The 26,320-nt window shown below is 70.5% G+C and carries 23 protein-coding genes; 9 read left to right on the top strand and 14 right to left on the bottom strand.

The genetic code is table 11. The annotated features are described in order from the left end of the window. Positions 1-2: 2 nt before the first annotated feature. A complete protein-coding gene (locus BLQ50_RS06660; RefSeq protein WP_245700934.1) occupies positions 3-923 on the bottom strand; it encodes an SURF1 family protein in 921 nt (306 codons plus the stop codon). 192 nt (positions 924-1,115) lie between these two features. Here BLQ50_RS06660 and BLQ50_RS06655 point away from each other — a divergent pair, with 192 nt between their 5' ends. The 7 genes from BLQ50_RS06655 (at position 1,116) to BLQ50_RS06625 (ending at position 11,498) form a co-directional block, all read left to right on the top strand. Then, entirely contained in the window at positions 1,116-3,629 is a 2,514-nt protein-coding gene (locus BLQ50_RS06655) for a phosphoketolase family protein (RefSeq protein ID WP_425424079.1), read from the top strand. Further along, complete coding sequence (gene pta / locus BLQ50_RS06650) at positions 3,626-5,770, top strand: phosphate acetyltransferase (RefSeq protein ID WP_093182243.1); 2,145 nt, start codon at positions 3,626-3,628, stop codon at positions 5,768-5,770. The genes BLQ50_RS06655 and pta overlap by 4 nt, the downstream gene beginning before the upstream one ends. Beyond that, entirely contained in the window at positions 5,767-7,014 is a 1,248-nt protein-coding gene (locus tag BLQ50_RS06645) for an acetate kinase (protein WP_093182241.1), read from the top strand. The genes pta and BLQ50_RS06645 overlap by 4 nt, the downstream gene beginning before the upstream one ends. 120 nt (positions 7,015-7,134) lie before the next feature. Further along, a complete protein-coding gene (locus BLQ50_RS06640; RefSeq protein WP_093182239.1) occupies positions 7,135-8,535 on the top strand; it encodes a sensor histidine kinase in 1,401 nt (466 codons plus the stop codon). Beyond that, complete coding sequence (locus tag BLQ50_RS06635; RefSeq protein ID WP_093182238.1) at positions 8,532-9,227, top strand: response regulator; 696 nt, start codon at positions 8,532-8,534, stop codon at positions 9,225-9,227. Before BLQ50_RS06640 ends, BLQ50_RS06635 begins: the two co-directional genes overlap by 4 nt. Positions 9,228-9,366: 139 nt before the next feature. Beyond that, complete coding sequence (locus BLQ50_RS06630) at positions 9,367-10,263, top strand: ABC transporter ATP-binding protein (RefSeq protein ID WP_093182236.1); 897 nt, start codon at positions 9,367-9,369, stop codon at positions 10,261-10,263. Beyond that, complete coding sequence (locus tag BLQ50_RS06625) at positions 10,260-11,498, top strand: ABC transporter permease (protein ID WP_093182234.1); 1,239 nt, start codon at positions 10,260-10,262, stop codon at positions 11,496-11,498. The genes BLQ50_RS06630 and BLQ50_RS06625 overlap by 4 nt, the downstream gene beginning before the upstream one ends. Before the next feature lie 12 nt (positions 11,499-11,510). Here BLQ50_RS06625 and BLQ50_RS06620 read toward each other — a convergent pair whose 3' ends face one another. The 9 genes from BLQ50_RS06620 to BLQ50_RS06580 form a co-directional block, all read right to left on the bottom strand. Then, positions 11,511-13,184 (bottom strand): putative PEP-binding protein, encoded by a 1,674-nt coding sequence (locus BLQ50_RS06620; protein ID WP_093182233.1) that lies wholly within the window; start codon positions 13,182-13,184, stop codon positions 11,511-11,513. Beyond that, positions 13,181-13,453 (bottom strand): HPr family phosphocarrier protein, encoded by a 273-nt coding sequence (locus tag BLQ50_RS06615; protein ID WP_093182231.1) that lies wholly within the window; start codon positions 13,451-13,453, stop codon positions 13,181-13,183. The genes BLQ50_RS06620 and BLQ50_RS06615 overlap by 4 nt, the downstream gene beginning before the upstream one ends. A gap of 46 nt (positions 13,454-13,499) precedes the next feature. Continuing rightward, positions 13,500-15,053, bottom strand: coding sequence for a PTS fructose transporter subunit IIC (locus BLQ50_RS06610; RefSeq protein ID WP_093182230.1), 1,554 nt, complete (start codon positions 15,051-15,053; stop codon positions 13,500-13,502). Continuing rightward, the gene (locus BLQ50_RS06605; protein WP_093182228.1) at positions 15,050-15,517 is read right to left on the bottom strand and encodes a PTS sugar transporter subunit IIA; all 468 of its coding nucleotides are present in this window, start codon (positions 15,515-15,517) and stop codon (positions 15,050-15,052) included. The genes BLQ50_RS06610 and BLQ50_RS06605 overlap by 4 nt, the downstream gene beginning before the upstream one ends. A gap of 1 nt (position 15,518) precedes the next feature. After that, on the bottom strand, positions 15,519-16,508 hold the full coding sequence (locus BLQ50_RS06600; protein ID WP_093182227.1) for a 1-phosphofructokinase family hexose kinase: 990 nt from the start codon (positions 16,506-16,508) through the stop codon (positions 15,519-15,521). Beyond that, positions 16,505-17,266 carry a DeoR/GlpR family DNA-binding transcription regulator gene (locus tag BLQ50_RS06595; RefSeq protein ID WP_093182225.1) on the bottom strand — a complete coding sequence of 254 codons (762 nt, stop codon included), beginning with the start codon at positions 17,264-17,266 and terminating at the stop codon, positions 16,505-16,507. Before BLQ50_RS06595 ends, BLQ50_RS06600 begins: the two co-directional genes overlap by 4 nt. Before the next feature lie 231 nt (positions 17,267-17,497). Further along, entirely contained in the window at positions 17,498-19,132 is a 1,635-nt protein-coding gene (locus BLQ50_RS06590; RefSeq protein WP_175559047.1) for a succinic semialdehyde dehydrogenase, read from the bottom strand. 67 nt (positions 19,133-19,199) lie between these two features. Then, positions 19,200-19,394 carry a GNAT family N-acetyltransferase gene (locus BLQ50_RS18580; RefSeq protein ID WP_175559046.1) on the bottom strand — a complete coding sequence of 65 codons (195 nt, stop codon included), beginning with the start codon at positions 19,392-19,394 and terminating at the stop codon, positions 19,200-19,202. Between the two features lie 29 nt (positions 19,395-19,423). Next, on the bottom strand, positions 19,424-20,548 hold the full coding sequence (locus BLQ50_RS06580) for a GuaB3 family IMP dehydrogenase-related protein (protein WP_093182223.1): 1,125 nt from the start codon (positions 20,546-20,548) through the stop codon (positions 19,424-19,426). A gap of 184 nt (positions 20,549-20,732) precedes the next feature. On the opposite strand from BLQ50_RS06580, the gene BLQ50_RS06575 reads away from it, so the two are divergent. Then, positions 20,733-21,452, top strand: coding sequence for an exonuclease domain-containing protein (locus tag BLQ50_RS06575; protein WP_093182222.1), 720 nt, complete (start codon positions 20,733-20,735; stop codon positions 21,450-21,452). An 11-nt stretch (positions 21,453-21,463) separates the two neighbouring features. Here the strand turns inward: BLQ50_RS06575 and BLQ50_RS06570 are convergent, their stop codons facing one another. From BLQ50_RS06570 to BLQ50_RS06560, 3 genes are all read right to left on the bottom strand, one after another. Next, positions 21,464-22,393: a pseudouridine synthase gene (locus BLQ50_RS06570; RefSeq protein WP_093182615.1), complete on the bottom strand. Its 930-nt coding sequence runs from the start codon at positions 22,391-22,393 to the stop codon at positions 21,464-21,466. A gap of 68 nt (positions 22,394-22,461) precedes the next feature. Next, the gene (gene guaB / locus BLQ50_RS06565) at positions 22,462-23,985 is read right to left on the bottom strand and encodes an IMP dehydrogenase (protein WP_093182220.1); all 1,524 of its coding nucleotides are present in this window, start codon (positions 23,983-23,985) and stop codon (positions 22,462-22,464) included. A gap of 69 nt (positions 23,986-24,054) precedes the next feature. After that, a complete protein-coding gene (locus tag BLQ50_RS06560) occupies positions 24,055-25,224 on the bottom strand; it encodes a MerR family transcriptional regulator (RefSeq protein ID WP_093182219.1) in 1,170 nt (389 codons plus the stop codon). 364 nt (positions 25,225-25,588) lie between these two features. Here BLQ50_RS06560 and BLQ50_RS06555 point away from each other — a divergent pair, with 364 nt between their 5' ends. Beyond that, positions 25,589-25,891 carry a WhiB family transcriptional regulator gene (locus BLQ50_RS06555; RefSeq protein ID WP_093182217.1) on the top strand — a complete coding sequence of 101 codons (303 nt, stop codon included), beginning with the start codon at positions 25,589-25,591 and terminating at the stop codon, positions 25,889-25,891. A 93-nt stretch (positions 25,892-25,984) separates the two neighbouring features. Here the strand turns inward: BLQ50_RS06555 and groES are convergent, their stop codons facing one another. After that, on the bottom strand, positions 25,985-26,281 hold the full coding sequence (groES, locus tag BLQ50_RS06550) for a co-chaperone GroES (RefSeq protein ID WP_093182216.1): 297 nt from the start codon (positions 26,279-26,281) through the stop codon (positions 25,985-25,987). Positions 26,282-26,320: the final 39 nt, after the last annotated feature.

The following is a 26,320-nucleotide window of genomic DNA, read 5'->3' as shown; positions in this document are numbered from 1 at the left end:
TCTCAGTCGAGCGCAGCAAACGGATTGACGTCGACCGTCTCGTCGCTGCCCCGGGCCTCGTCACGAACGGTGCGCAGCCACAGCGCGACCGCAAAGGCACCGAAGATCCACCACTGCAGCGCGTAGAACAGGTTCTGCAGGTTCAGCCCGTCCCCGCCCTCGATGCTCGGGCGGTCCAGCAGCGCGAGGGCCACGTCCTGGCCGGGGGCGGAGGAGACGACCACGAGGTAGCCGGCGTAGATGGGCCCGCCCCAGACGTTCGCCAGTGCCGCGGAGCTGATCGAGTCGGTCTGCCCCTCCGGGAGCTTGGCGTAGCCCTTCGCCTCGGAGGCCTGCAGGTAGCCGGTGAGCCGGACCGTGCCCTGCGGCGGCGCGAGCTGCTCGGCCGTCAGCGCGGCAGACTGCCCCGACGGGTCTGCGGGAACCCACCCGCGCACGACGGGAAGGATCGGCGCGCCGGACAGGTCGGCCCAGGAGGCCCCGCCGGTCCCGTCGTCGGAGACGCGCATCGGGGTGAGCACGAGGAAGCCCTCCTGCCCGTCGTGGGCGCGGCCTGCGACGAGCTGCTGCCCAGCGGGGTCGTACTCCCCCTCGACCCAGGCCTGGCGACCCACGAGGTCACCGGGGAACGTCGTCTGCGGCTCGAGCATCGATCCGAGGCTCTCCGGCCCCTGGCTGGCAAGCTCGGCGGCCGCGTGAGCGGCGGCCAGCTCGCCGCGCTCCTGAGCGCGGTCGAGCTGCCAGACGCCGAGCCGGGCGCAGACCGCGGCCGCGGCGAGGAAGATGAGGAGCAGCACGATCATCCGGGGCCGGCGGGCCACCGTGAGCATCGACACCCGGCCGGGCCGTTCGGTCTCTCCGGGAACCTCCGTGGCTCCGGAAAGCTCGCTCGCTCGGGGCTCCTCGGTCACTCGATCTGGCACAGATTCAGGCTACCCCGAGTCTGTGGTCGTCTCGGCTTCCCCGCAGCTCCGGGAGTCGTGACGGAACTCACCAGCGCGCTCACGCCCTCTAGCACACCGCAACACACTCACCTCGCACCAAAGACCTAGTGCGAACCTCCACCGGATACGGTTACATGAAAGCGTCATCCACAACGCCGGTAGGAGATCATGATGAGCACCACCGCAGCAGCTGACGACAACACTCTCGCCACCCCACCGGGCGCACCTGCCTGGCGAACCCGACCCGATGGGCCGCTCACCCAGGACACCCTGCGCCGGGTCGACGGGTGGTGGCGCGCCGCGAACTACCTCTCGATCGGCCAGATCTACCTCCTGTCCAACCCGCTGCTGCGCACCGAGCTCTCCCGCGACGACGTCAAGCCCCGCCTGCTCGGCCACTGGGGCACGACTCCGGGCCTCAACTTCCTCTACGCCCACCTCAACCGGGCGATCGGCGAGCGCGAGGTCTCCGCGATGTACGTGACCGGCCCCGGGCACGGTGGGCCGGGCCTCGTCGCGAACTCCTACCTCGAGGGCACGTACACCGAGACGTACCCGGACATCACCCAGGACTCCGAGGGCCTGCGCCGGCTGTTCCGCCAGTTCTCCTTCCCCGGCGGCATCCCCAGCCACGTCGCTCCCGAGACCCCTGGGTCGATCCACGAGGGCGGCGAGCTCGGCTACGCCCTCTCCCACGCCTATGGCGCGGCCTTCGACAACCCCGACCTGCTGGTGGCCGCCGTGGTCGGGGACGGCGAGGCCGAGACCGGCCCGCTCGCCACGAGCTGGCACTCCAACAAGTTCGTCAACCCCGCCAAGGACGGCGTGGTCCTGCCGATCCTCCACCTCAACGGCTACAAGATCGCCAACCCGACCGTGCTGGCGCGGATCTCGGACGAAGAGCTCCGCTCTCTCATGGTTGGCTACGGCCACAAGCCGTATTTCTTCGTCGGCGGTTTCGACGGCGAGGACCACCTCACCGTCCACGCCCGCTTCGCCGCGCTGCTCGACGACGTGCTCGACGACATCGCCGCGATCAAGGCCCGCGCGGCCGCCGGCGACCTGACTCGGCCCATGTGGCCGATGATCGTCTTCCGCACCCCCAAGGGGTGGACCTGCCCGCCCGAGATCGACGGCAAGAAGACCGAGGACTCCTGGCGCTCGCACCAGGTGCCGCTCGCGAGCGCCCGGGACACACCCGAGCACCTCCAGGTGCTGAAGAGCTGGCTGGAGTCCTACCGTGCCGATGAGCTCTTCGACGCCGAGGGCCGCCTCGACGCCGACGTCGCCCGGCTGACCCCGGCCGGTGAGCTGCGGATGAGCGCGAACCCGCACACCAACGGTGGACTGCTGCTCAAGGACCTGCGCCTGCCTGACTTCCGTGACTTCGCCGTCGACGTCCCCACCCCGGGCGGGTCGATCAGCGAGGCGACCAAGGTCCTGGGCCAGTGGCTCGCCGAGGTCGTGCGGCTCAACCCGGAGAACTTCCGGATCTTCGGGCCGGACGAAACCGCCTCCAACCGGCTGCAGCCCGTCTTCGACGTGACGGACAAGCAGTGGAACGCCGAGTACCTTGCCTCCGACTTCGACGACCACCTCGATCGGGCCGGCCGGGTCATGGAGATGCTCTCCGAGCACCAGTGTCAGGGCTGGCTCGAGGGCTACCTGCTCACCGGGCGCCACGGCCTGTTCAACTGCTACGAGGCGTTCATCCACATCGTCGACTCGATGTTCAACCAGCATGCGAAGTGGCTCAAGGTCACCCGGGAGATCCCGTGGCGCCGGCCCGTCGCCTCGCTCAACTACCTGCTCTCGAGCCACGTGTGGCGCCAGGACCACAACGGCTTCTCCCACCAGGACCCCGGCTTCATCGACCACGTGATGAACAAGAAGGCCGAGGTCGTCCGGGTCTACCTGCCGCCGGACGCCAACACCCTGCTCTCGACCTACGACCACTGCCTACGCAGCCGCGACTATGTCAACGTCGTCGTTGCCGGCAAGCAGCCCGCGCCGAACTTCCTCACCATGGAGCAGGCCGTCGCGCACTGCACCCGTGGTCTGGGGATCTGGGACTGGGCCGGCACCGAGGTCCCGGGCGAGGACCCCGACGTCGTGCTCGGCTGCGCGGGTGACGTGCCCACGCTCGAGGTGCTCGCTGCGGCCGACCTGCTGCGCCGCCACCTGCCCGAGCTCAAGGTGCGGGTCGTCAACGTCGTGGACCTCATGCGTCTGCAGGACGAGAAGGAGCACCCGCACGGGCTCTCCGACCGTGACTTCGACACCCTGTTCACGACGGACAAGCCGGTCGTCTTCGCCTACCACGGCTACCCGTGGCTCATCCACCGCCTCACCTACCGCCGCGCCGGGCACGCGAACATCCACGTGCGCGGTTACAAGGAGGAGGGCACCACGACCACCCCCTTCGACATGGTCATGCTCAACGACCTCGACCGGTTCCACCTGGTCATGGACGTCATCGACCGGGTGCCGCACCTGGGCTCCAAGGCTGCGGTGCTCCGCCAGGAGATGTCCGACGCCCGGCTGCGGGCCCGGGAGTACACCCGTGCCCACGGCGAGGACCTCCCCGAGGTGCGCGACTGGGTCTGGCCCGACGCGGGCGACACTGCAACAACGATCGGTGGCCCACAGTCGGCCACCACTGCCACTGGAGGCGATAACGAGTGAGCTCTTCCGCTCGCAGCATCTTCATCACGTCCCCCGAGGGCGAGACCGGGAAATCGACGATCGCCCTCGGAGTGCTCGACCTGCTGACTCGTCGCGTACAGCGGGTCGGTGTGTTCCGCCCGGTCACCCGGACCGGGCACACCGGCGCGGCGCCCGCCGGCCAGGCGCCCGAGCGTGACTACGTCGTCGAGCTCCTGCTCGCGCACGACGGCGTCGACCTCACGTACGAGCAGTGCGTCGGGGTCACCTACGACGACCTGCACGCCGACCCCGACGCCGCACTGTCACAGATCGTGACAAAGTACCACGAGGTCTCCCGGCAGTGCGACGTCGTGGTCATCGTCGGCACGGACTACACCGACGTCGCCGGCCCGACCGAGCTCGCCTACAACGCCCGGATCGCGGCGAACCTCGGCGCGCCCGTGCTCCTCGTGGTCTCCGGCAACCGCCGCACCCCGGCCGGCATCCACCAGATGTGCGAGGTGTCGATCAACGAGCTCGAGGCCAACCACGCCCAGGTGATCGGCGTCGTCGCGAACCGGTGCCTGCCCACCGACCTGGAAGCCGTCCGCGCCGAGTTCGAGGGCAAGTCCGCTGTCCCCGTGTGGACCGTGCCGGAAGACCCCTTCCTCACGGCCCCGACCGTCAACCAGCTCATGCGAGCGGTCGGCGGGCGCCAGATCATGGGCGACCCCCAGCTGCTCGGCCGCGAGGTGCTCGACGTCCTCGTCGGCGCCATGAACTTCGAGCACCTGCTCGACAAGCTGGCCGACGGCGCCGTGGTCATCACCCCCGGTGACCGCACCGAGGTGCTGCTCGGCCTGCTCACCGCGCAGACGGCGAAGAGCTTTCCGTCGCTGTCCGGGATCATCCTCAACGGCGGGTTCTACCCGCCTGCCTCCGTCACCGCCCTCATCAAGGACCTCGCCCCGAGCGTGCCGATCATCCAGACGGACCTGGGCACGTTCCGCACCGCGAGCGCCGCAGCGTCGGCCCGGGGACGGGTGTCCAAGGACTCCCAGCGCAAGGTCGACATCGCACTCGCGCTCTTCGAGCAGAACGTCGACGGCGCGGCCCTGCTGGCGAGCCTCGACGTCGAACGTCCCGAGGTGGTCACCCCGCTGATGTTCGAGTACGAGCTGCTGGCCCGGGCGCGGGCCGACCGCAAGCACATCGTGCTGCCCGAGGGCACCGAGGACCGCATCCTGCGGGCCGCCTCGACCCTGCTGCAGCGCCAGGTGGCCGACCTGACGATCCTCGGCGACGAGGAGTCCATCCGGGCCCGCGCCGTCGAGCTCGGGCTGGACATCTCCGAGGCGAGGGTCATCGACCCGCGCAGCGGCGAGCTGCACGAGCGCTTCGCCCAGGAGTACACCGTCATGCGCGCCCACAAGGGCATGACCGTGGACCGGGCCCGGGAGATCGTCTCCTCGGTGTCCTACTTCGGCACGATGATGGTCCAGCTCGGCCTCGCCGACGGCATGGTCTCCGGCGCCGCGCACACGACCGCGCACACGATCCGCCCCGCCTTCGAGATCATCAAGACCGTGCCCGGGGTGTCCGTCGTGTCCTCGGTGTTCGTCATGTGCCTCGAAGACCGGGTCCTGGTCTACGGCGACTGCGCCGTCAACCCCGACCCGACCGCCGAGCAGCTCGCCGACATCGCGATCTCGTCGGCGGCCACCGCCGTGCAGTTCGGCGTCGAGCCGCGGATCGCCATGCTCAGCTACTCGACCGGTGAGTCCGGGAGCGGGGCCGGAGTCGACAAGGTCCGCGCCGCCACGGCGCTGGTCCGCGAGCGCCGCCCGGACCTCTACGTCGAGGGCCCCATCCAGTACGACGCCGCGGTCGACGCCTCGGTCGCGGCCTCCAAGATGCCCGACTCGGCCGTCGCCGGGCGGGCCACCGTGTTCGTCTTCCCCGACCTCAACACGGGGAACAACACGTACAAGGCTGTCCAGCGGTCCGCCGGGGCGGTCGCCGTCGGGCCGATCCTGCAGGGCCTGCGGATGCCCGTCAACGACCTCTCCCGCGGGGCGCTCGTGCAAGACATCGTCAACACCGTGGCGATCACCGCCATCCAAGCCCAAGCGCTCTCGGCCGAGAAGGCACGCGCAACCGAAGGAGCTCACACCGCATGAACCCGTCGACAGGTACCGGCGACCGCCTCAGCTCCTTCAGTGCCCACGGGGCCTCCGAAACCGTCCTGGTCATCAACTCCGGGTCCTCCTCGGTCAAGTACCAGCTCGTCAACCCGATCGGCGGCGAGGCCATCGCCTCCGGCCTGATCGAGCGGATCGGCGAGGACGACGGCAAGATCACCCACAAGTTCGCCGGCAACACGACCCGGCGGGTGCAGGACGTCCCCGACCACGGCACGGCGCTGCGGATCGTGCTCGACCTCTTCAACGAGCTCGGGCCCGACCTCGCCGCGGCCGACGTCGTGGCCGTCGGTCACCGGGTGGTCCAGGGCGGCAGCAAGTTCTCCGGGCCGGTGATCATCGACGACCAGGTCGTCGAAGACATCCGGTCCCTCATCCCGCTCGCCCCCCTGCACAACCCGGGGCACGTGCGCGGCATCGAGGTCGCCCGGGCGCTGCTGCCAGACATCCCGCACGTGGCGATCTTCGACACCGCGTTCTTCCAGACCCTGCCCGAGGCCGCGTACACGTACGCGATCGACGCCGAGCTGGCCAAGGAGCACGGTATCCGCCGGTACGGCTTCCACGGCACGAGCCACCAGTACGTCTCGGGCAAGGTCTCCCGGGTGCTGGGCCGCAAGCTCGAGGACCTTAACCAGATCGTGCTGCACCTGGGCAACGGCGCGTCCGCGTCGGCGATCCGCGGCGGCGTCGCGGTCGAGACCTCGATGGGCCTCACCCCCCTCGAAGGCCTCGTCATGGGCACCCGGTCCGGGGACATCGACCCCGCGATCATCTTCCACCTGCACCGCAACGCCGGACTCTCGATCGACGAGATCGACGACGTGCTGAACAAGAAGTCGGGCCTCAAGGGCCTCGCCGGGGACAACGACTTCCGCGGTCTGCACGACCTCATCGAGGCCGGGAACGAGGGCGCCAAGCTGGCCCTGGACGTCTACATCCACCGGTTGAAGAAGTACATCGGCGCCTACCACGCGATCCTGGGACGCGTCGACGTCATCGTCTTCACCGCCGGGGCCGGGGAGAACGACGACATCGTCCGCAGCCTCACCGTGGCCGGCCTGGAGAGCCTGGGCATCGCGATCGACCCGGCCCGCAACAACGAGCGCTCCCGCGAACCCCGCATCATCTCCCCCGACTGGACCTCGACGCTCGTCATGGTCGTGCCCACGAACGAGGAGCTGGCCATCGCCCGCCAGTGCGTGGCGATGATCGACGCCTGAGCTGATCAACGGCTGACCGCCACCACTCCGAGGACCCCCGCCGCGCACCTGCAGCGGGGGTCCTCGCTGCTATCGCGTCGTCGGCCATGGCGTACTGGGCGATGGCGTAGTGTGCCAGCCATGGCCGACCCGACGACCACCCGCGTGAAACTCCCGGAACGGCTCAATGCGTGGCTCAACGACGTCGACGAACCGCTGTGGGAACGACCGTCGCCGACGCCGCGACAGATGCGCCACGACGTCTACGGCGCGCTCACGCTCATGGTGGTCGCGCTGGTCACCCTCGTGATGTCCCGGAGCGTCCAGGGGATGCCCGACGCCGAAGGCCCCTGGGACGCCTATGGCGCGCTCTGCCTCATGATCGCCCCGCTCGCGGTGCGCCGGCGCTTCCCGCTGACCGTCCTCGTGGTCTCGAGCGGGCTGTTCCTCTCTCTCAGCTATGCGGCGCCGTCGGCCGCGTACGAGATCGCGTTCCAGATCGCCTACTTCGCGGCGCTCTACGCCGCCGTCGCGTGGGCCCGCAACCGGCGGGCCCTGTGGATCGCCATGGGGCTCGTGATCCTCACCATGACCCTCTGGCTCGTCATCACGTTCACGCTGGTCTCGGGCTACGGGGCTACCATCCGGCCGGAGGTGGACCCCGACGGCTTGGTCTCCCCGCTCGTCGCGGCGGTCGTCTACACCTCGCTCATCAACTTCGCCTACTTCGGCGGCGCCATCGCCGCCGGACGGGCCTCGTGGCGCAGCGCCCTGCAGCGCGCCCGGCTGAGCCAGCAGGCCGAGCGCATCCGCGCGCAGGGCGACGAGCTCGCCCGCCGCGCCGTCGTCGACGAGCGCCTGCGCATCGCCCGCGAGCTGCACGACGTCGTCGCCCACCACGTGTCCGTCATCGGTGTGCAGGCGGGCGCGGCCCGCACGGTGCTCACCCGCGACCCCGAGGCCGCCTCCGAGGCGCTGCGGAACATCGAGGGATCGAGCCGGCAGGCCGTGAGCGACATGCGGTCGCTGCTCGGCGTGCTGCGCACCGAGACCGACACCGAGCGTGCCAGCGGACGCAGTCGCGCCCCCGAGCCGGGGCTCGCGGAGCTGGGCGACCTGATCGCAGTGCACCGCGACTCCGGGCTCGAGGTGGATCTCACCGTCGTCGAGGACGCCGGCAGCCTGGCCACGGTTCCGAGCCCGGTCGCACTGTCCCTCTTCCGGACCGTGCAGGAGTCGCTGGCCAACGCCGCCAGGCACTCGACTGCGGCCCGCGCCCGGGTCACGGTGCGCACGGGCGCCCCCGAGACCGGCCCACGCTGGGTCGAGGTCGAGGTCGTCGACGATGGGCAGCCCCGCGCCGGGTCCGCCGGGTCCGGATACGGTCTGCGGGGCATCCGCGAGCGGGTCCTGCTGCACCGCGGCGAGGCGGAGGTCGGCCCGCGCCGGACCGGCGCCGGCTGGCGGGTGCGGGTCCGGCTGCCCCTCAGCCCGATCGATGCCGCCCCGCTCGACTCCACCCAAGGGAGCCTCTCCTCATGACCACCGCCATCCGGGTCCTGCTCGTCGACGACCACGCCCTCGTCCGCTCGGGATTCGCCATGGTGCTCTCGGTCGAGGACGACATCGAGGTGGTCGGTCAGGCCGCCGACGGCCGGGCCGCCCTCGCCGTCCTCGCGGAGCACCCCGCCGACGTCGTGCTCATGGACGTGCAGATGCCCGTCCTGGACGGCATCGCGGCCACCCGGGAGATCGTCGCCGCGGGCTTGGCCAAGGTCATCATCTTGACGACCTTCGACCGCGATGACTACCTCTTCGACGGTCTCGCGGCCGGAGCGAGCGGCTTCCTGCTCAAGAATGCCGACCCGAGCGACCTCGTCGAGGCCGTGCGCGCGGTGGCCGACGGCCATGCGCTGCTCGCCCCCGAGGCGACGCTCAAGGTCATCGCCCGGCTCACGCAGGCCTCCCCCGGTGCGTCACAGGACCTGGTCGCCGCGTCGCCGGCCACGCCAGCGATCGCGCGGGCGGTCGCCCCACGCCTGACCCCCCGCGAGCTCGAGGTGCTTGAGCTGCTCGCCGATGGCCTCTCCAACGCCGAGATCGCCGCGCGGCTCTTCCTCGGCGAGGCGACCGTCAAGACGCACGTCTCCAACATCCTCGCAAAGACAGCCTCCCGCGACCGCGTCCAGGCCGTGATCTACGCCTACCGCAACGGACTCCACCCCCGCGGGTAAGCCGCATACGCCCGCCTCCCCCGCGCGGGGGAGGCGGCACCCTCCCCCCAGCCGATCCGGCGTCGGCATTCCCCCTGGTGGGGGAGTTGCGCCCGGGTCGTTTTCCTTAGGCTGGAGGAGACGCAGGAGAGGGGTCACCATGACCAACCACACGCCATCGCTCGAGGTGCGCAATCTCATGCGCTCATTCGGCGACAAGACGGCGGTCGACGACGTCTCGTTCACCGTCGAGCCGGGCCAGATGACAGGTTTTGTCGGCGCGAACGGCGCCGGCAAGACAACAACCATGCGGATGATCATGGGAGTTCTGACCGTGCACGGGGGCGAGGTCCTGTGGGGTGATCGTCCGATCACCGCGCGGGACCGGACCCGCTTCGGCTACATGCCCGAGGAGCGCGGGCTCTACCCCAAGCAGCCGATCCTCGACCAGCTGATCTACCTCGGCCAGCTGCGCGGGATGACCCGCAAGGACGCAGCCTCCGAGGCCACGCGCATGCTCGAGCGCTTCGGGCTGGGCGACCGGCTCAAGGACAAGCTCGAGTCCTTGTCGCTGGGCAACCAGCAGCGCGTGCAGATCACCGCCTCGCTCCTGCACCGGCCCGCCGCACTCGTCCTCGACGAGCCGTTCTCCGGGCTCGACCCGGTCGCCGTCGACTCGATGGTCGACCTGCTGCGCGACCGGCTCCGCGAGGGTGTCCCCGTCCTCTTCTCCAGCCACCAGCTCGACCTCGTCGACCGTCTGTGCGACTCGCTCGTCGTGCTCGCCGGCGGCAAGGTCATGGCCGCCGGGAAGAGCGCCGAGCTGCGCGCGCGTGGACCCCGGCAGTTCGCCATCACGACCGCACCCGACGCGGGCTGGCTCCGCGGCATGCCCGGGGTGCAGGTCGTGGACGTCGACGGCGCTCGCGCCGTCCTCGAGCTCGACGACGCCGCCACCCAGGACCGGGTCCTGCGCGAGGCGGTCGCTCGCGGCCTGAGCGAGTTCACCCCGCTCGTCCCGTCCCTGTCAGACATCTACCGGGAGGTCACACGATGAGCACCACCGCCCCTGCGACACACTCACCACGGCTCGATGACGGCTCGGCGCCCACCGACCTGCCGGCGGTGAAGAACCCTTGGCTTGTCGTGACCATCCGGGAGATCACGGTCAAGCTCACGGACCGCAACTTCCTCCTCTCGACCGTGCTCACGCTTGTTCTCATCGTCGCCGGCATCGGGCTGTCGGCCTTCCTCGGGTCGCGGACCGCGGACTACACCGTCGTGGTGACCTCCGGCGAGGGCCGCGAGGTTGCCTCAGGCGCCACCAACACCATCACCTCCGGCGACTCCGGCGACACCCTCACGATCAAGGAGGCCGCCGACGAGCAGGCCGCCCGCCAGCAGGTGCTGGACGGCGATGCCGACGTCGCGCTCGTGCTCACGGACCAGGGGTGGATCCTCGTTGGCCGCGACTCGGTCGACGGGACTCTCGGCGGGGCGCTCAGCGCGAGCGTCACCTCCTCCGTCCTGGCGGCCAACGCGGAAGCCGCCGGCACGACCGTTGCCACCCTCACCGCGGGCTCCGAGGTCACGACCGAGCTCCTCGAGGGCAGCGACGAGCGCAACGCGCTCAAGTCCGCCGCCTCGTTCGCCTTCGCCTTCCTCTTCTACATGGCCGCGATCATCTTCGGGATGGCGATCGCCAACTCCGTGCTCGAGGAGAAGCAGAACCGGGTCGTGGAGATCCTCGCGACCGCCATCCCCATCCGCCAGCTGCTCTACGGCAAGGTGATCGGCAACTCCCTGCTGGCCTTCGCCCAGATCGGGCTGTTCGCCGTGGTCGCGCTCGTCGGGCTCAACCTCACCGGCGCCGCGAGCGATTTCGGCTGGCTGCTCGGTGCCTCGGGCTGGTTCATCGCGTTCTTCGTCGCCGGGTTCACCGCGCTCGCCGCCGTCTGGGCGGTTCTCGGTTCGCTCGCGAGCCGCAGCGAAGACCTGCAGTCCAACACCGGTCCGATCACGACGGTGATCATGGTCGCCCTGTTCGCGGGGATCTTCGCCGACGGCACGTGGCTCACGGTCGCGTCCTACGTGCCGGTGGTCTCCTCCGTCGCCATGCCGGTGCGCCTGCTCGACGGCAACGTGGCGATGTGGGAGCCGCTCGTCTCTCTCCTCGTCGTCATCGCGACCGCGTACGCCCTGCTGCGCCTCGGTGAACGTGTCTACCAGCGGGCCGTCATGCAGGGCGGGACCGCGCTGAGCTGGCGCCAGGCGCTCAAGCTCGAGGTCTGACCCGGCAACAGTTCAGAGCCCGAGCGTCGCCGCGACCCCGGGAACCAGTGCTGCGATCGCGGCGGCGCGGGCGGCCTCGGCAGAGTCGGCCGCGAGTGCGGCCTGCGCCACAGCCTCCGCCTGGGCGAGGGTGTGCTGGGCGACGGCGTAGCGCACGAGCGGCACGGCGCCGGCGGACATCGACAGAGACGTCACGCCCAGGCCGGTGAGCACGACGGCCATGACCGGGTCGGCCGCCGACTCCCCGCACACCCCGGCCGGCTTACCGGCGCGACGCCCTGCCGCCGCGGTCGCGGCGACGAGGTCGAGCACAGCGGGCTGCCAGAGGTTGATGAGGTCAGAGAGCTCCCCGCGCAACCGGTCGGTGGCCATGACGTACTGGGCGAGGTCGTTGGTGCCCATCGAGACGAAGTCCACCTCGGCGAGGATCGCGTCCGCGCGCAACGCGGCCGCGGGGACCTCGACCATGACGCCGACCGTGGTCAGGCCGTGCCGGCGGGCGGCCGCCGCGAAGTCGCGCGCCTCCCCCGGCGTCGAGATCATCGGTGCCATGACCCAGGGCTGGACCCCGGTGACCCGCTGGGCGTCGGCGAGTGCGGCAAGCTGGGTCTCCAGGAGCTCGGGGGCTGTGCGCACGAGGCGGTAGCCACGCACCCCGAGCGCCGGGTTTTCCTCGTCGAGCTGGGTCGCGAAGGCCAGCGGCTTGTCCGCCCCCGCGTCGAGGGTGCGGACCACGACCTTGCGTCCGGCGAAGGAGCGGAGCACCTGGGCGTAGACCTCCGCCTGCTCCTCGCGGGTAGGTGCGCTCGTGCGGTCGAGGAAGAGCACCTCGGTCCGGAAGAGCCCGACCCCCTCGCACGCGTCCCCGGCGACGCGTGCGGCGTCAGCCGCTGTCCCGATGTTCGCGAGCAGGTTGACCGGCATCCCGTCCGCGGTCGCCCCGGGCGACACGTCCTCGGCGAGGCGGCGGGCGACGTCGGCGCGCAGGGCGAACGCCTCGGCGACCTCCGGGCCCGGGTCCACCTCGAGCGTACCGGCGGCTGCGTCGACGGCGACCACGGCGCCCTCGGCGAGCTCAAGCGCTCCCGCAACCCGCACCAGGCACGGGATTCCCCGCTGCCCAGCGATGATCGCGGTGTGACTCGTGGTGCCACCGAGCTCCGTGACTATCGCCAGGACGAGGGAGAGGTCCAAGGCCGCGGTGTCGGCGGGTGCGAGGTCCTGCGCGACGACGACAGAGGGGACGCTCAGGTGCGGGACACCCGGGGCCGGGACGCCGAGGATGTGCGCGGCCACCCGGTCACGCACGCTGCGCAGGTCGGTGACCCGCTCGGCGAGCATGCCCCCGGCCTTGGTGAACATCTCCACAAAGCCGCCCACGACGGAGTCGAGGGCCGTGACCGGCCCCTCGCCCGCCGCGACCTTGGCGAGGGTCTGCTTGCGCAGCGCGCGGTCCTCGGCCATCTGTGCGGTCGCGCCGAGGACCGCGACAGCTGCCCCCTCGGCCGAGCCCGCCTGGGCGCGCAGGCCGGCGGCGACCGCGTCGAAGGCCGCGACGACGTCGGCCGCGGCCGACGTCGGGTCTTCGGGCACGGGTTCGTGGGCAGGGGCGGCCGGGGCCGGCGCGATCCGGACGACGGGTCCGATCACCGCCCCACGTCCGACCCCCGCTCCGGTGAGCTTCACGGCTCCTCGTCGAGGTCCGTGGCCAGCAGTGCGACGAGCTCGTCGAGCACGCGGTCGGCGTCCGGGCCGTCGGCGCTGAGCGTCACCTCGGCGCCGCTGGGGACACCGAGGGACATGACAAGCAGGATGCTCGCGGCGTCCACGGGATCCTCGTCGCCATGGGCGATGAGGACGTCGATGCCGGAGTCGGCGGCGGCCTGGGTGAAGATCGAGGCGGGACGGGCGTGCAGCCCCGAGCTGGAGGCGACGGCAACGGTGCGAGTCGACATGGTGTGTCCTTAGCTGAGTGGTCGGAACGTCTGGTGGGTGCGGCCGTCAGGCCGAGGCGGGAGCGGTGACGCCGGTGGTCTCCTGCGACTCCGCGAGGGCGTCGGCCGCCTGCTCGGCCGCGACGACCGAGTTGGTCCCGAGGCTCTTGAGCACGATGACGATGGCGGCACAGACGACCGTGCCGATGATCACGGCGAGGACGAAGAGGATCGGGTTGCCGATGAGCGGCAGGACCCAGATACCACCGTGCGGGGCGCGCAGGGTGGAGTCGAAGGCCATGACGAGCCCGCCGGTGACGGCCGAGCCCACGATCGTCGAGGCGAGCACGCGCAGCGGGTCCACCACGGCGAAGGGGATGGCTCCCTCGGAGATGAACGACGCACCGAGCAGCCAGGCTGCCTTGCCGTTCTCCCGTTCGGCGTGCGTGAACAAGGACTTGCGGACCACCGTGGCCAGCGCCATGGCGAGCGGAGCAACCATGCCGGCGGCCATGACCGCGGCCATGACGCGGTACTGGGTCGCGTCGGATGCGAGGCCCTCGGTAGCCAGGCCGGTGACCGCGAAGGTGTAGGCCACCTTGTTGACCGGTCCCCCGAGGTCGAAGCCCATCATCGCGCCGAGCAGCACGCCGAGCAGGATCGTGCTGCCGCCGGAGAGGGAGTTGAGCCAGTCCGTGAGGCCGTCCATGAGCGCGGCGATCGGGCGGCCGAGCACGACGAACATGAGCAGCCCGGTGATGAACGTCGACACGAGCGGGATGACGACGACCGGCATGATGCCGCGCACTCCGCGCGGGACCTTCCAGCGGCTGATCCACAGGGCCAGGAAGCCACCGACGAACCCGGCAGCAAGGCCGCCGAGGAACCCGGCGCCGACGGTCACGGCGATCGCACCACCGACAAATCCGGGGACCAGGCCCGGGCGGTCCGCGATCGCGTAGGCGATGAACCCGGCGAGCACCGGGACGAGGAAGCCGAAGGCGGCACCGCCGGTGAGGTTGAGCAGCGCGGCCCAGTCCTGGCCGGAGGTCACCGAGAAGCTGTTGATGAGCTGCTCCGCGGTCACCTGGGTGACCTTGATCGGGCCGTCCACGTCCCAGGCCAGGTTGGCCAGCATGAAGGCAAGGGCGATAAGGATCCCGCCCGCGGCGACGAAGGGGATCATGTACGAGATCCCGGTCATCAGCCACTGGCGGACGCGGGTGCCGACGCCGGCGTTCTTGTCGACCTTGGTCGACAGGCCTCCGGACGCAGCGCCCGCGGCAGCTGTCGGACCCGCGGGGGCGACGACACCCGCCTCGACGGCGGCGATCGCCTGGGCTAGGACCCCCTTGGCGTCGTGGACCGCTTTCTTCACGCCGACGTCGATCGTCGGCTTCCCGGCGAACCGTTCCTTGTCCTTGACCTCGAGGTCGGCGGCGAAGATCACGCCGTCGGCCGCGGCGATGACGGCCGGGTCGAGCGCGATGGTCCCAGCCGAGCCCTGCGTCTCGACCTGGACGTCGTGGCCGGCGGCCTTGCCGGCCTGCTCGAGGGCCTCAGCGGCCATGTAGGTGTGGGCGATGCCCGTGGGGCAGGAGGTGACGGCGACGAACTTCATGACGGGGCGACCTCTCGGGTGACGATCTCGGCGATCGTGGCGGCGTCGGGCGCGGCGCGCAGGGAGTCCCGGAAGGACTCGTGCACGAGGCGGCGGGCGAGGGCGGCGAGGATCTTGAGGTGGTCGGAGTCTCCGCCGGCGGGGGCGGCGATGAGGAAGATCAACGTCGCTGGTCCGTCCGGCGCGCCGAAGTCGACACCAGCCGGCACCCGCGCGAGCGCGAGGGAGGGCACCGTGACGTGTTCGGACCGGGCGTGGGGCAGCCCGATGCCGCCCGGCATACCGGTGGCCATCTGCGCCTCGCGGGCGCGCACGTCGGCGTGGAAGCCGTCGGCGTCAGTGACCCGACCGGCCGCGGCCAGCAGGTCGATGAGGTGGCGGGTGGCCTCGTCACGGTCGGCGGCGACCAGGTCGAGTGCAACGAGCTCGGGGGTGATCAGTGCGGCGGGAGATGAAGTGCTCACGTCACAGCTCCTTCAGTGCGATGTGGCGGGGTGGGTGGGCGAGCGTGACGTCTGCCGGGTGGATGTCGGCGGGCGTCGGTACTGCTGATCCGGGGAGCAGGACGGCTGCCCTGCCCCAGGCGACGGCGCGCACGAGCGCGTCGGTGAAGGTGGACGAGGTGGGCGACGTCGGGGTGGACGGCGCGAGCCCGGAGAGGAAACCAGCGAGCGTGATGTCGCCGGCACCCACGGTCGAGAGCGGCACGAGCGGGGCACCACCGGCCCAGGCCGGCTCGCCGGGTCCTATGAGGAGGGCACCGTGCGCACCAAGAGAGACAAGGACCGCATCGATGCCGGAGGCCATCACCTCGTGGGCCGCGTCGACCACGTCGGCGACGGTGACCAGCTCCCGGCCCACGAGCTCCGCGAGCTCCTCGTCGTTGGGCTTGACGAGGGCCAACCCACCCGCAACAACGGCGGCTCGAAGCGGCTCACCGGAGGTGTCGAGAACCGTTCGGGCTCCGAGCTCGGCAGCCAGCGCGGTCACCCGGACGTAGAAGTCCGGCCCCGCGCCGTCGGGCAGCGAGCCGGCGCCGACCACGAGCGGGACGGTGCCCGCACGGGTGGCTCGGGTGATCTCCTCGGCCAGCTCGGCGAGCAGTGCGTCGACAGCTTGCGGGGTGAGCGCGGCGCCTGGGGCGTTGATCTTCGTGGTGACGCCGCCGGCGTCGACGAGCGTGACGTTGGATCGAGTGTCGGCCTCGACGCGGACCGGGCGGACCGGGACCGAGCGGAGCCGCAGGTCGGAGACGAGACGGTCGCCGTCGGACCCGCCGGCGGGGAACACCGCGACAGAGTCGAAGCCCCCGGCGACGAGCGCCCGGGTCACGTTGATGCCCTTGCCACCGGCGTGGATGTGGGTCGCGTGCGCCCGATTGACCTCACCGAGCTCGATCGTGGTGGCCTCGAACGTCCGGTCGAGGCTGGGGTTGGGGGTGACGGTGATGATCATGCCTGGATCACAGACAGGCCCGCGGTCTCCAGCTCGGCGACGAGCTCGTCGTCGATCGCCGAGTCCGTCACGAGCAGATCGATCTCGTCGAGGCCGACGATCCGTGCGAAGTCGGACCGGCCGATCTTCGTGTGGTCGGCCAGCACCACCACGCGGCGTGCGGCGTGCACGAGGGCCCGCTTGACGGCGGCTTCACCGAGGTCTGGGGTCGTGACGCCGCGGTCCGGGGTGATCCCGTTCGCCCCCAGGAAGACCACGTCGGCGTGGATGTCGGCCAGGGCCCGTTCGGCCCACGGGCCCACGGAGGCGAGGGTGCGGCCGCGGATCGCGCCGCCGACGAAGTGCAGGGAGATGTTCGAGCGGGCCGCGAGGACCGTGGCGATCGGCAAGGAGTTCGTCACGACCTGGAGTTCTCGGTCGATGGGGAGCATCTCGGCGAGGCGCACCGTCGTGGTCCCGGCGTCGAGGACGATCGTCCCGGCGTCGGGCAGCTCGGCGAGGGCGGCACGGGCGATGCGCTCCTTCTCGGTGGAGAGGAGAGCCTCCTTGTCGGCGATGCCGGGCTCGAAGCCGAGGCGCTCAACCGGGATCGCACCGCCGTGGACCCGCCGCACGAAGCCATGGCGCTCGAGCACGGACAGGTCGCGGCGGACCGTCTCGGGGGTGACGTCGAGAGTCAGCGCGAGGCTGTTGACGTCAACACGTCCCGCGGTGCGGGCGAGTGCCAGGATCTGCTGGTGGCGTTCAGGTGCGTACACGTCCAACTCCATCGTTGATCCGAGTCGCCGACGGCTCGGATGTCTGTATGGACTTGTCTACGCCCGTTTATCTTTGAATGCAACTCCAAACAAAAAAACCTTCACAGTTGACGGCACCAAATGCCCGAGAGAGACGTTTCGTACCGTTGTTATCGGACAGAAGCGGGGGTGAACGGATATCCGCGGGCAGGATCCGGGCGACAGGTCCACCTGGGCGGACCAGCACGCGGCTCAGCGCGCGCGTAGCGACTTGAGCACCCGCAGCCCCCCGGTGAGCATCGCCTGCCCGCGCCCGTTCGGCAGTGCGAACAGGGCGTCCAGGGACAACCCCGCGCCGACCCCGAGCTGCGCGGCGACCGTCTGGGCCTCGGTGTACTCCTCGATCCCCTCCCTGCCGTGCCGACGGCCGAGGCCGGATGCCTTGAAGCCGCCCATCGGCGCCTCGACCGAGCCCCAGGCGGCGGCGTAGCCGTCGTTGATGTTGACCGTCCCGGCGCGCACCTGCCGCGCCAGCTCGCGCCCGCGTGGGACGCTGCGGGTCCAGATGCTCGCGTTGAGCCCGAACTCGGTCTGGTTCATGACCGTGACCGCCTCGGCGTCGCTGCGCACCACCATGACCGACACGACCGGGCCGAACGTCTCCTCCTGGGCGCACAGCGCGTCCGGGGGGACGCCGTCGAGCACGGTGGGGGCGTAGAACAGCGGGCCGACGTCACCGCGGTGCACTCCCCCGGTGAGGATCCGCGCGCCGCGCGCGATCGCGTCGTCGACGTGGTTCTCCACCCGCTCGAGCTGAGCCGCGTTCGTCAACGAGCCGACGTCCGCTGAGTAGTCCATCGCCGGGGACAGCGTCAGGGCCTTGACCTTGGTCACGAAGCTCGCGACGAAGGAATCTGCGACCGCCTCGTGGACCACGAGGCGCTCGATCGACATGCACAGCTGCCCAGTGTTGCCGAAGCAGGCGCGCACGGCGCCTGCAGACGCGGCCTCGACGTCCGCGTCTGCCGCGACGTAGAGCGGGTTCTTGCCGCCAAGCTCGAGGGTCGCCCCGATCAGCCGCTCACCCGCGCGCGCGGCGATCTTGCGGCCGGTGGCCGTCGACCCCGTGAAGGCGATGTGGTCCACCTCGTCGATGAGCGCGGCCCCGACGTCGCCGCCGCCGGCGACGATCTGCAGCACGTCCTCGGGCAGGCCGGCCGCCTCGAGCGCGGCCGCGGCCCACAGCGCGGTGAGCGTCGTCTGAGGGTCGGGCTTGAGCACGACGGCGTTCCCGGCCACGAGGGCGGGCAGCACATCCGCCAGCGCCAGCGTCAGGGGGTAGTTCCACGGCGCGATGACGCCCACAACCCCCACCGGAAGCCGGTTCACCCGGGTCTGTGTCAGGATCGGCAGCATCCCGCGCACTCGGCGCGGCGCGAGGTAAGCAGGTCCCCGCATGCCGTAGTGGCGGGTCACCTGCGCGACATCGGCCACCTCTTCGAAGGCATTGGCGCGAGTCTTGCCCGACTCCGCCTGGATGAGGTCGAGCACCTCGGACTGCCGGGTCAGGACGATGTCGTGCAGACGCAGGAGCACCTGCGCGCGCTCGCGCACGGGCACCCCGGCCCAGAACCGCTGGGCGTCCCGGGCACGGTCGACGGCGCGTTCGACGTCTTGCGTGCTCGAGACGGGCAGGTCGACCAGTGGCTGGCCGGTGAACGGCGCCATACTGCGGTGCGACCCGGCCGAGTGCGACGTCACGATCCGCGCGACGAGCGGCGTGGTGAGCGCGGGCGAGAGCAGGTAGCTGGCGCGCGGATCGTTCTCCGGGTCCAGGACGCTGATCTGAGGGGAGCCGGGTGCTGCTGGTCCAGGTGTGCTTGGCATACGGGCGAGCGTACGCCGGGCCCCCGACAGAGCACCACCACGCATTCACCACGACGCAGGCGTCGGTCTACTCGAACCGTCGCCCGAGCACCACAGACTCCTGGTCGGTGTATCCGAGCGCGGCGTAGAAGTCGGCCACCGCGGTGTTGGCTGTGCGGACCATGAGTTGGACCTTGCCCGCGCCCTGGGCGGACGCGTCGCCGTCGGCCATCTCCGAGATCGTGGTCCCGGGGCCGGCTGGCACGTGCCCGCCGTCGTCCATGCGCGTGGTGCTCGGTGCTCTCAGCGCGCTCAGCGCGGCTGGTACGGGGAGACGACGACCTCGACGCGCTGGAACTCCTTGAGGTCAGAGTATCCGGTGGTCGCCATGGCGCGCTTGAGCGCGCCGACGAGGTTGAGCGTGCCGTCGGCCTGGCGGCCCGGGCCGAAGAGGATCTCGGCGAGGGTCCCCGCGGTCCCGACACTGACCCGCTCCCCGCGGGGCAGCTCCGGGTGGTGCGCCTCGGAACCCCAGTGCCAGCCCTGGCCCGGAGCCTCCTCGGCGCGCGCGAGCGCGGCACCGACCATGACCGCGTCCGCGCCACAGGCCACGGCCTTGACGAGGTCCCCGGCCCGGCCGACGCCGCCGTCGGCGATCACGTGGACGTACCGGCCACCGGACTCGTCCAGGTAGTCGCGGCGAGCCGCCGCGACGTCGGCCACCGCGGTCGCCATCGGCGCGTGGATCCCGAGGGAGATGCGCGTCGTGTGCGCCGCGCCGCCGCCGAAGCCGACAAGCACGCCGGCCGCACCGGTCCGCATGAGGTGCAGCGACGCGGTGTACGTCGAGGCGCCACCAACGATGACCGGGACATCGAGCTCATAGATGAAACGCTTGAGGTTGAGCGGCTCGGCGTTGCCCGAGACATGCTCGGCGGAAACGGTCGTACCGCGGATGACAAAGAGGTCCACCCCGGCGTCGATGACCGTCTGGTAGAACTCCTGGGTCCGCTGTGGCGAGAGCGCCCCGGCGACCGTGACGCCCGCGGCGCGGATCTCCTTGAGGCGGGCCGTGATGAGCTCCGGCTGGATCGGCGCGGCGTAGATCTCCTGCATGCGGCGGGTCGCGAGTTCGGGGGCCAGCTCGGCGATCTCGGCGAGCAGCGGCGTCGGGTCCTCGTAGCGGGTCCACAGGCCCTCGAGGTCGAGCACGCCGAGGCCGCCGTGGTGGCCCAGCGCCACGGCCGTGGCCGGGCTCATGACCGAGTCCATCGGTGCCGCGACGATCGGGAGGTCGAAGTGGTAGGCATCGATCTGCCAGCCCACCGACACGTCTTCGGGGTCACGGGTGCGGCGGGACGGCACAACCGCAATGTCGTCGAAGGAATATGCGCGCCGTCCGCGCTTGCCTCGGCCGATCTCGATCTCGTTGCTCACGCGACTAGGCTACCGCCGATCCACAGCGACCCACGCAGAAACGTGGCCCGTGGACCGGAGTGGTGGACCACAGTGTCAGTGCCTCCTGGGATGCTGTGCACGGTGGTCGTCGACCGGCGGCACGCCTTCCAGCACCCACGAGCACGACGGCGACCTCCCGGTCGTCGGTCAGGAGATGAGAATCATGACCTGGACTGCGGGCCCTCTGCTCGGCTTCGACACCGAGACGACCGGGGTCGACGTTGCCAACGACCGGATCGTCACCGCCGCGCTCGTGCGTCGTGATGCCACCGGATCTGACGTGCGAACGTGGATCATCAACCCCGGCGTGCCGATCCCGGCCGAGGCCGCGGCAATCCACGGCGTGACCACCGAGATGGCCCAGGCGCAGGGCGCCGCGCCGGCCCAGGCCCTCGACGAGATCGCGGCCGCCCTGGCCCGCGCGCTGCACGACGGCGTCCCGGTGGTCGCCTTCAACGCCACCTTCGACATCTGCATCCTCGAGGCCGAGCTCGCCCGCCACGGCCTGGTCTCGTTGGCCGACCGGATCGGGCGCGAGGTGAGCCCGGTGATCGACCCGCTCGTGCTGGACCGCGCGGTCGACCGGTACCGCAGGGGCAAGCGCAAGCTCGTCGACCTGTGCGAGGTCTACGGGGTCGGCGGAGACGGGGACCTGCACAACGCCGACGTCGACGTCCTCGCGACCCTGGACGTCCTCGCCGCCATGACTGCGCGCCACCCCAGCCTCGCCGAGCTCGAGCTCACCGCCCTGCACGCCTTCCAGGCCGTCGAGCACACCAAGTGGGCCGTGAACTTCAACTCCTGGCGGGAGAGCAAGGGCTTGGACGGGCCCGGCGCCGGGGAGTCGTGGTTGAGCGATCACCGTCAGATCGGCGCGCTCTAGGACTGCGCTCGTCAGGTGGGTGAGTCGGGCCACAGGCTCAGCTGTCGGCGGCTCACGAACTCCCGGCGCTGGCCGCTGAGCGGGTCCGTGAACTCGACCGACCGGGCGAGCAGCTGCAGCGGCGCGGAGTAGTCGTCGGGGGCCACGTCGTAGAAGCGCGGGTAGAAGTTGTCATTGCAGATCGCCAGGCCGAGGGAGGCCATGTGCAACCGCAGCTGGTGGGTCTTCCCGGTGTGCGGACGCAGCTCATATCGGCCGCGTGGGTCGCCGTCCCCGTCGCTCCTGACGTCCGTCAGGTCGATGCGGCTCTCGCTGTTGGGCTCGCCTGGGATCTCCTGAGCCGCGAGGACCCCCGGCTCCTTGACGATCCGGCTGCGGACGGTCTGCGGGAAGGCCAGGGCCGGGTCGACCCGCGCCACGGCCTCGTAGGTCTTGTGCACGGTGCGCTCGGCGAACATGCACTGGTAGGCGCCGCGAACGGCACGGCGCGTCGTGAAGATGAGCACCCCGGCGGTAATCCGGTCCAGCCGGTGGGCCGGGCTGATCTCCGGGAGGTCGAACTGGCGGCGCAGGCGGACCACCGCTGACTCCACGACGTAGGCCCCGCGCGGCGTGCTCGCCAAGAAGTGCGGCTTGTCGATGACCAGCAGGTCGTCGTCGCGGTGCAGCACGTCGATCTCGAACGGCACCCGACTCTCGACCGGGGCGTCCCGGTAGAGATAGACGAGGGCGCCGGGGACGAAGGCCGACCCCTCGTGGAAGGATCGGCCGGCCTCGTCGACGACCTCTCCCCCGGCGACCTTCTCCCGAAGCCGGGTGGCATCCTCGGGGAACCGCGCCACGAGGTAGTCGAGCACAGTCGGCCAGGACGACCCGCCGCCCTGGTCCGGGTGGGGCTGCGGGTACGGCTGCGGGTGCGGTCCGCCCCCGGAGTGGGGCATCTGCAGCCGCACCGGATTGAGGCCGTCCCGCACCGGAAGCGGTGCGGTGCGGGCCCCGCGAGACCTGCTCAGCGGCCCGTGTAGTTCGGGGCCTCGACGGTCATCTGGATGTCGTGCGGGTGGGACTCCTTAAGCCCTGCCGGGGTGATCCGGACGAACTTCCCGAGCTCCTGCAGCTCCGGGATCGTGTGCGCACCGACGTAGAACATCGACTGGTGCAACCCGCCGACAAGCTGGTGCGCGACGGCGCCGAGCGGGCCGCGGTAGGGCACCTGGCCCTCGATGCCCTCGGGGACGATCTTGTCGTCGCTGGCCACGTCCGCCTGGAAGTAGCGGTCCTTGGAGTAGGACACCTTCTTGCCGCGCGAGGCCATGGCCCCGATGGATCCCATGCCGCGGTAGAGCTTGAACTGCTTGCCGTTGACGAAGACCAGATCGCCCGGGCTCTCGTCGCAGCCGGCCAGGAGCGAGCCGAGCATGACGGTGTCGGCCCCGGCCACGAGAGCCTTGGCGATGTCGCCGGAGTACTGCAGGCCGCCGTCGCCGATGACCGGGACCCCGGCCGGCTTGCAGGCGAGGGACGCCTCGTAGATGGCCGTGACCTGGGGGACGCCGACGCCGGCCACCACGCGGGTGGTGCAGATGGAACCTGGGCCTACGCCGACCTTGACCGCGTCGACTCCCGCGTCGACGAGCGCCTGCGCGCCGGCACGGGTGGCGATGTTCCCGCCGATGATCTGGACGCCGGAGAAGAAGGGGTCGGCCTTGAGCTTGCGGATCATGTCGAGCATCAGCCGTGCGTGCCCGTTCGCGGTGTCGGCCACCAGGACGTCGACGCCAGCCTCGGCGAGCGCACCGGCTCGCTCGAGCGCTTCACCGAAGAACCCGATCGCGGCGCCGACGACGAGCCTGCCCTCGCCGTCCTTGGTCGCGTCGGGGTACTGCTCAGTCTTGACGAAGTCCTTGACGGTGATGAGCCCGCGCAGGCGACCGTCCCCGTCGACCAGCGGGAGCTTTTCGATCTTGTGCTTTCCCAGGAGCGCGGCAGCGGCGTCGCGAGAGATGCCTACCGGACCGGTGACCAGCGGCATGGGGGTCATGATCTCGTGCACGCGTCGGGTGGCGAAGTCACCGCCGGGGACGAAGCGCAGGTCGCGATTGGTAATGATGCCCACGAGGGTGCCGCGCTCGTCGACGACAGGAAGGCCGGAGACCCGGTACTGCCCGCACAACGCGTCGAGCTCGGCGAGGGTCGCGCCGGGGCTGACTGTCACGGGGTCCGTGATCATCCCGGACTCGGAGCGCTTGACGAGGTCGACTTCCTTCGCCTGCGCCTCGATCGAGAGGTTGCGGTGCACGATCCCGACGCCGCCCTGGCGGGCCATGGCGATCGCCATGCGCGCCTCGGTCACGGTGTCCATCGCCGCAGAGAGCAGCGGGATGCAGACGTTGATCTCGCGGGTGAGCCGGGCCGTGGTGTTGACCTCGCTGGGGATGACGTCCGTCTCGTTGGGGAGCAGGAGGACATCGTCGTAGGTGAGACCGATGAATCCGAAGGGGTCGTGGGACGGCGCGCTGCTCGACTCGTTCATGGATGGAGTCTACTCACCGTCACCCGCCCTCACCGTCGCCGCCCGCACAGCGGACGGGGCACCGGGTCACTACCGCGCGACCGCGAGAACCTCGTGCAGCAGGCCCTGGAAGCTGCGCACCCGGGTGACGTTGGCCGAGAGCGGCAGGTCGGCGGCGGCGTCGTCACTGCTGAGCCCGACGAAGATCGGCAGCGTGGGCTGGGCCTCGTGGAGCGCATGGACGATCCCGAGCTCCGGTCGTGTGAGCGATGTCACCAGGACGGTCGCCACGGGGCGGACCATCGTCACGAGCTCCATCGCCCGGTGGGCGTTCGCCGGGCCTGTGACGATCCTCGCGGTGACGTCCGCAGCTACGAGTGCTGCGGCAAGGACGTGCATCGCGAGAGGCTGGGCGTCGTCGGCCGCCCCGAAGAGCAGCACGATCTTCTTCATCTGGCTCGGGTGGGGAGAGCTGACTCCCGTGACGAGCGCCGCACGCTGCTCGCGCGCCCGGATGAAGTCGGCGAGCACCTTGAGCGTCGCGCTCGCCAGGATGATCTCGGGCGCCTCGCCGGGCTTGGTCAGGACGGTGCGCTCGGCCAGCCGGCGCACGGTGGGTTCGACGAGCGTCATCCACCACTGGGCCGGGTCCTGGTCGACGTCGAGCGCCAGCAGCCGCTCGCAGGCCGAGAGGTTGCCCCGCAGGACCGCGTCGATGACGTCCGTCGGGGTGGGTACGAGGTGGTCCACAGGAGCGGCGAGGCGCAGGATCGCGCGAGGGCGGTCGAGCGGCTGCGCTCCCTCCGCCCCTGTCTCGCCGTCGCCGGCAGGGTCGGCGTCTCCGGCCCGCAGGCTTCTCACTCCCCGCACCGTGTGCCCGTCCCCCCCGTTGCCTTCGCCGCCGCGCCCGCGGGGCGCATCCGCCTGCGCGAGGGAGTCGCTGAGCTCCTCTTCGAGCTGCTCGCGCGTCGTCGCGGCGAGGTCGACGGCAAGCGCGGCGCGGGCCGCGTCGACCGGAGCCACGCCTTCCAGTGCGAGCCGGCGCATGACCATGAGTCGGGCGACGTCGTCGTCGGAGTATCTACGGTGCGCACCCGCGGAGTGCGCCGAAGGACCCAGCCCGTACCGGCGGTCCCATGTGCGCAAGGTGGCTGGGGCGACGCCGAGGCGGCGCGCGACGGCTGCGACCGCGAGCCCAGGAGTCCCGCCACCGGAGCCTGAGCCTCCGAGGGCGTCCTCGGAGGATCGCGGAACTGTCATGACTCGATTGTGCCGAGAGTCGAGCCAGAGTGCCACCCGGCTCGCCCATGCGGGGCCCCACAAAACAGGTCGGTAGTTGTTCACCGGGCGCTCGCGATATCAGATGTCGAGGCATGCGATCGATGCACGCGCCGATTCCGTAGGCTGTCGACTCCACATAGCACCCTATCGCGACAAGTCATCCTCGCAAACTTGTTCGCCGAGATTTCACCCCGCCCCTTGAACAACTCTTGAAACGGTTGTACCTTGGGGCAAGTACCTAGCCATGGCCGCACAGCGATCAGTTCGCATTCGAACTCACCCTCGGCACCTCACGGTGCACAGGACGTAGACGCAAGCACCACGACTGAAGGACGGATTGACGATGACCGAGCTCTCGAGACTTCCAGGACCCGTGATGGACCTCTGGGAATGGCAGTACCAAGGATCGTGCCGCGACGTCGACGACACCCTCTTCTTCCACCCCGAGGGCGAGCGCGGCGCCGCGCGGCGTCGTCGCGCGGAAGCCGCCAAGGCAATCTGCCACGGCTGCCCGGTCATGATGCAGTGCCGGGAGCAGTCCCTCGCCGTACGTGAGCCGTACGGGGTCTGGGGCGGGCTCAGCGAGGACGAGCGCGCAGCAGCCCTGGCCGGAACGATGCCGACGAAGACCCGCCGCGTGGGGTAGTCCCCCGAGCACGAGGAAGGCCCCGTGACCTGGTGGTCACGGGGCCTTCCCTGTGCATCACGTAAGCGATGCACCTAATGCATCACGCAGTGATCAGTTGACGACCACGGCGAGGATGTCACGAGCCGAGAGGATGAGGTACTCCTCGCCGGAGTACTTGATCTCGGTTCCGCCGTACTTGCTGTAGATGACCTTGTCACCGACGACGACGTCGAGCGGGACGCGGTTGCCGTTGTCGTCGACACGACCCGGGCCCACTGCCAGGACCTCGCCCTCCTGGGGCTTCTCCTTGGCAGTGTCAGGAATGACAAGACCAGAGGGCGTCGTGAGCTCAACTTCGAGAGCCTTGACGACGATCCGGTCCTCGAGCGGCTTGATGGAGACCGACACGCGGATCCCCTTTCGCTAAAGAGATGCAGGACAGTTCAG

Source organism: Sanguibacter gelidistatuariae (genome assembly GCF_900096585.1).
Lineage (GTDB): Bacteria > Actinomycetota > Actinomycetes > Actinomycetales > Cellulomonadaceae > Sanguibacter > Sanguibacter gelidistatuariae.
The sequence above is the reverse complement of the archived record's forward strand: the minus strand, read 5'-3'. Positions and strand labels throughout refer to the sequence as shown.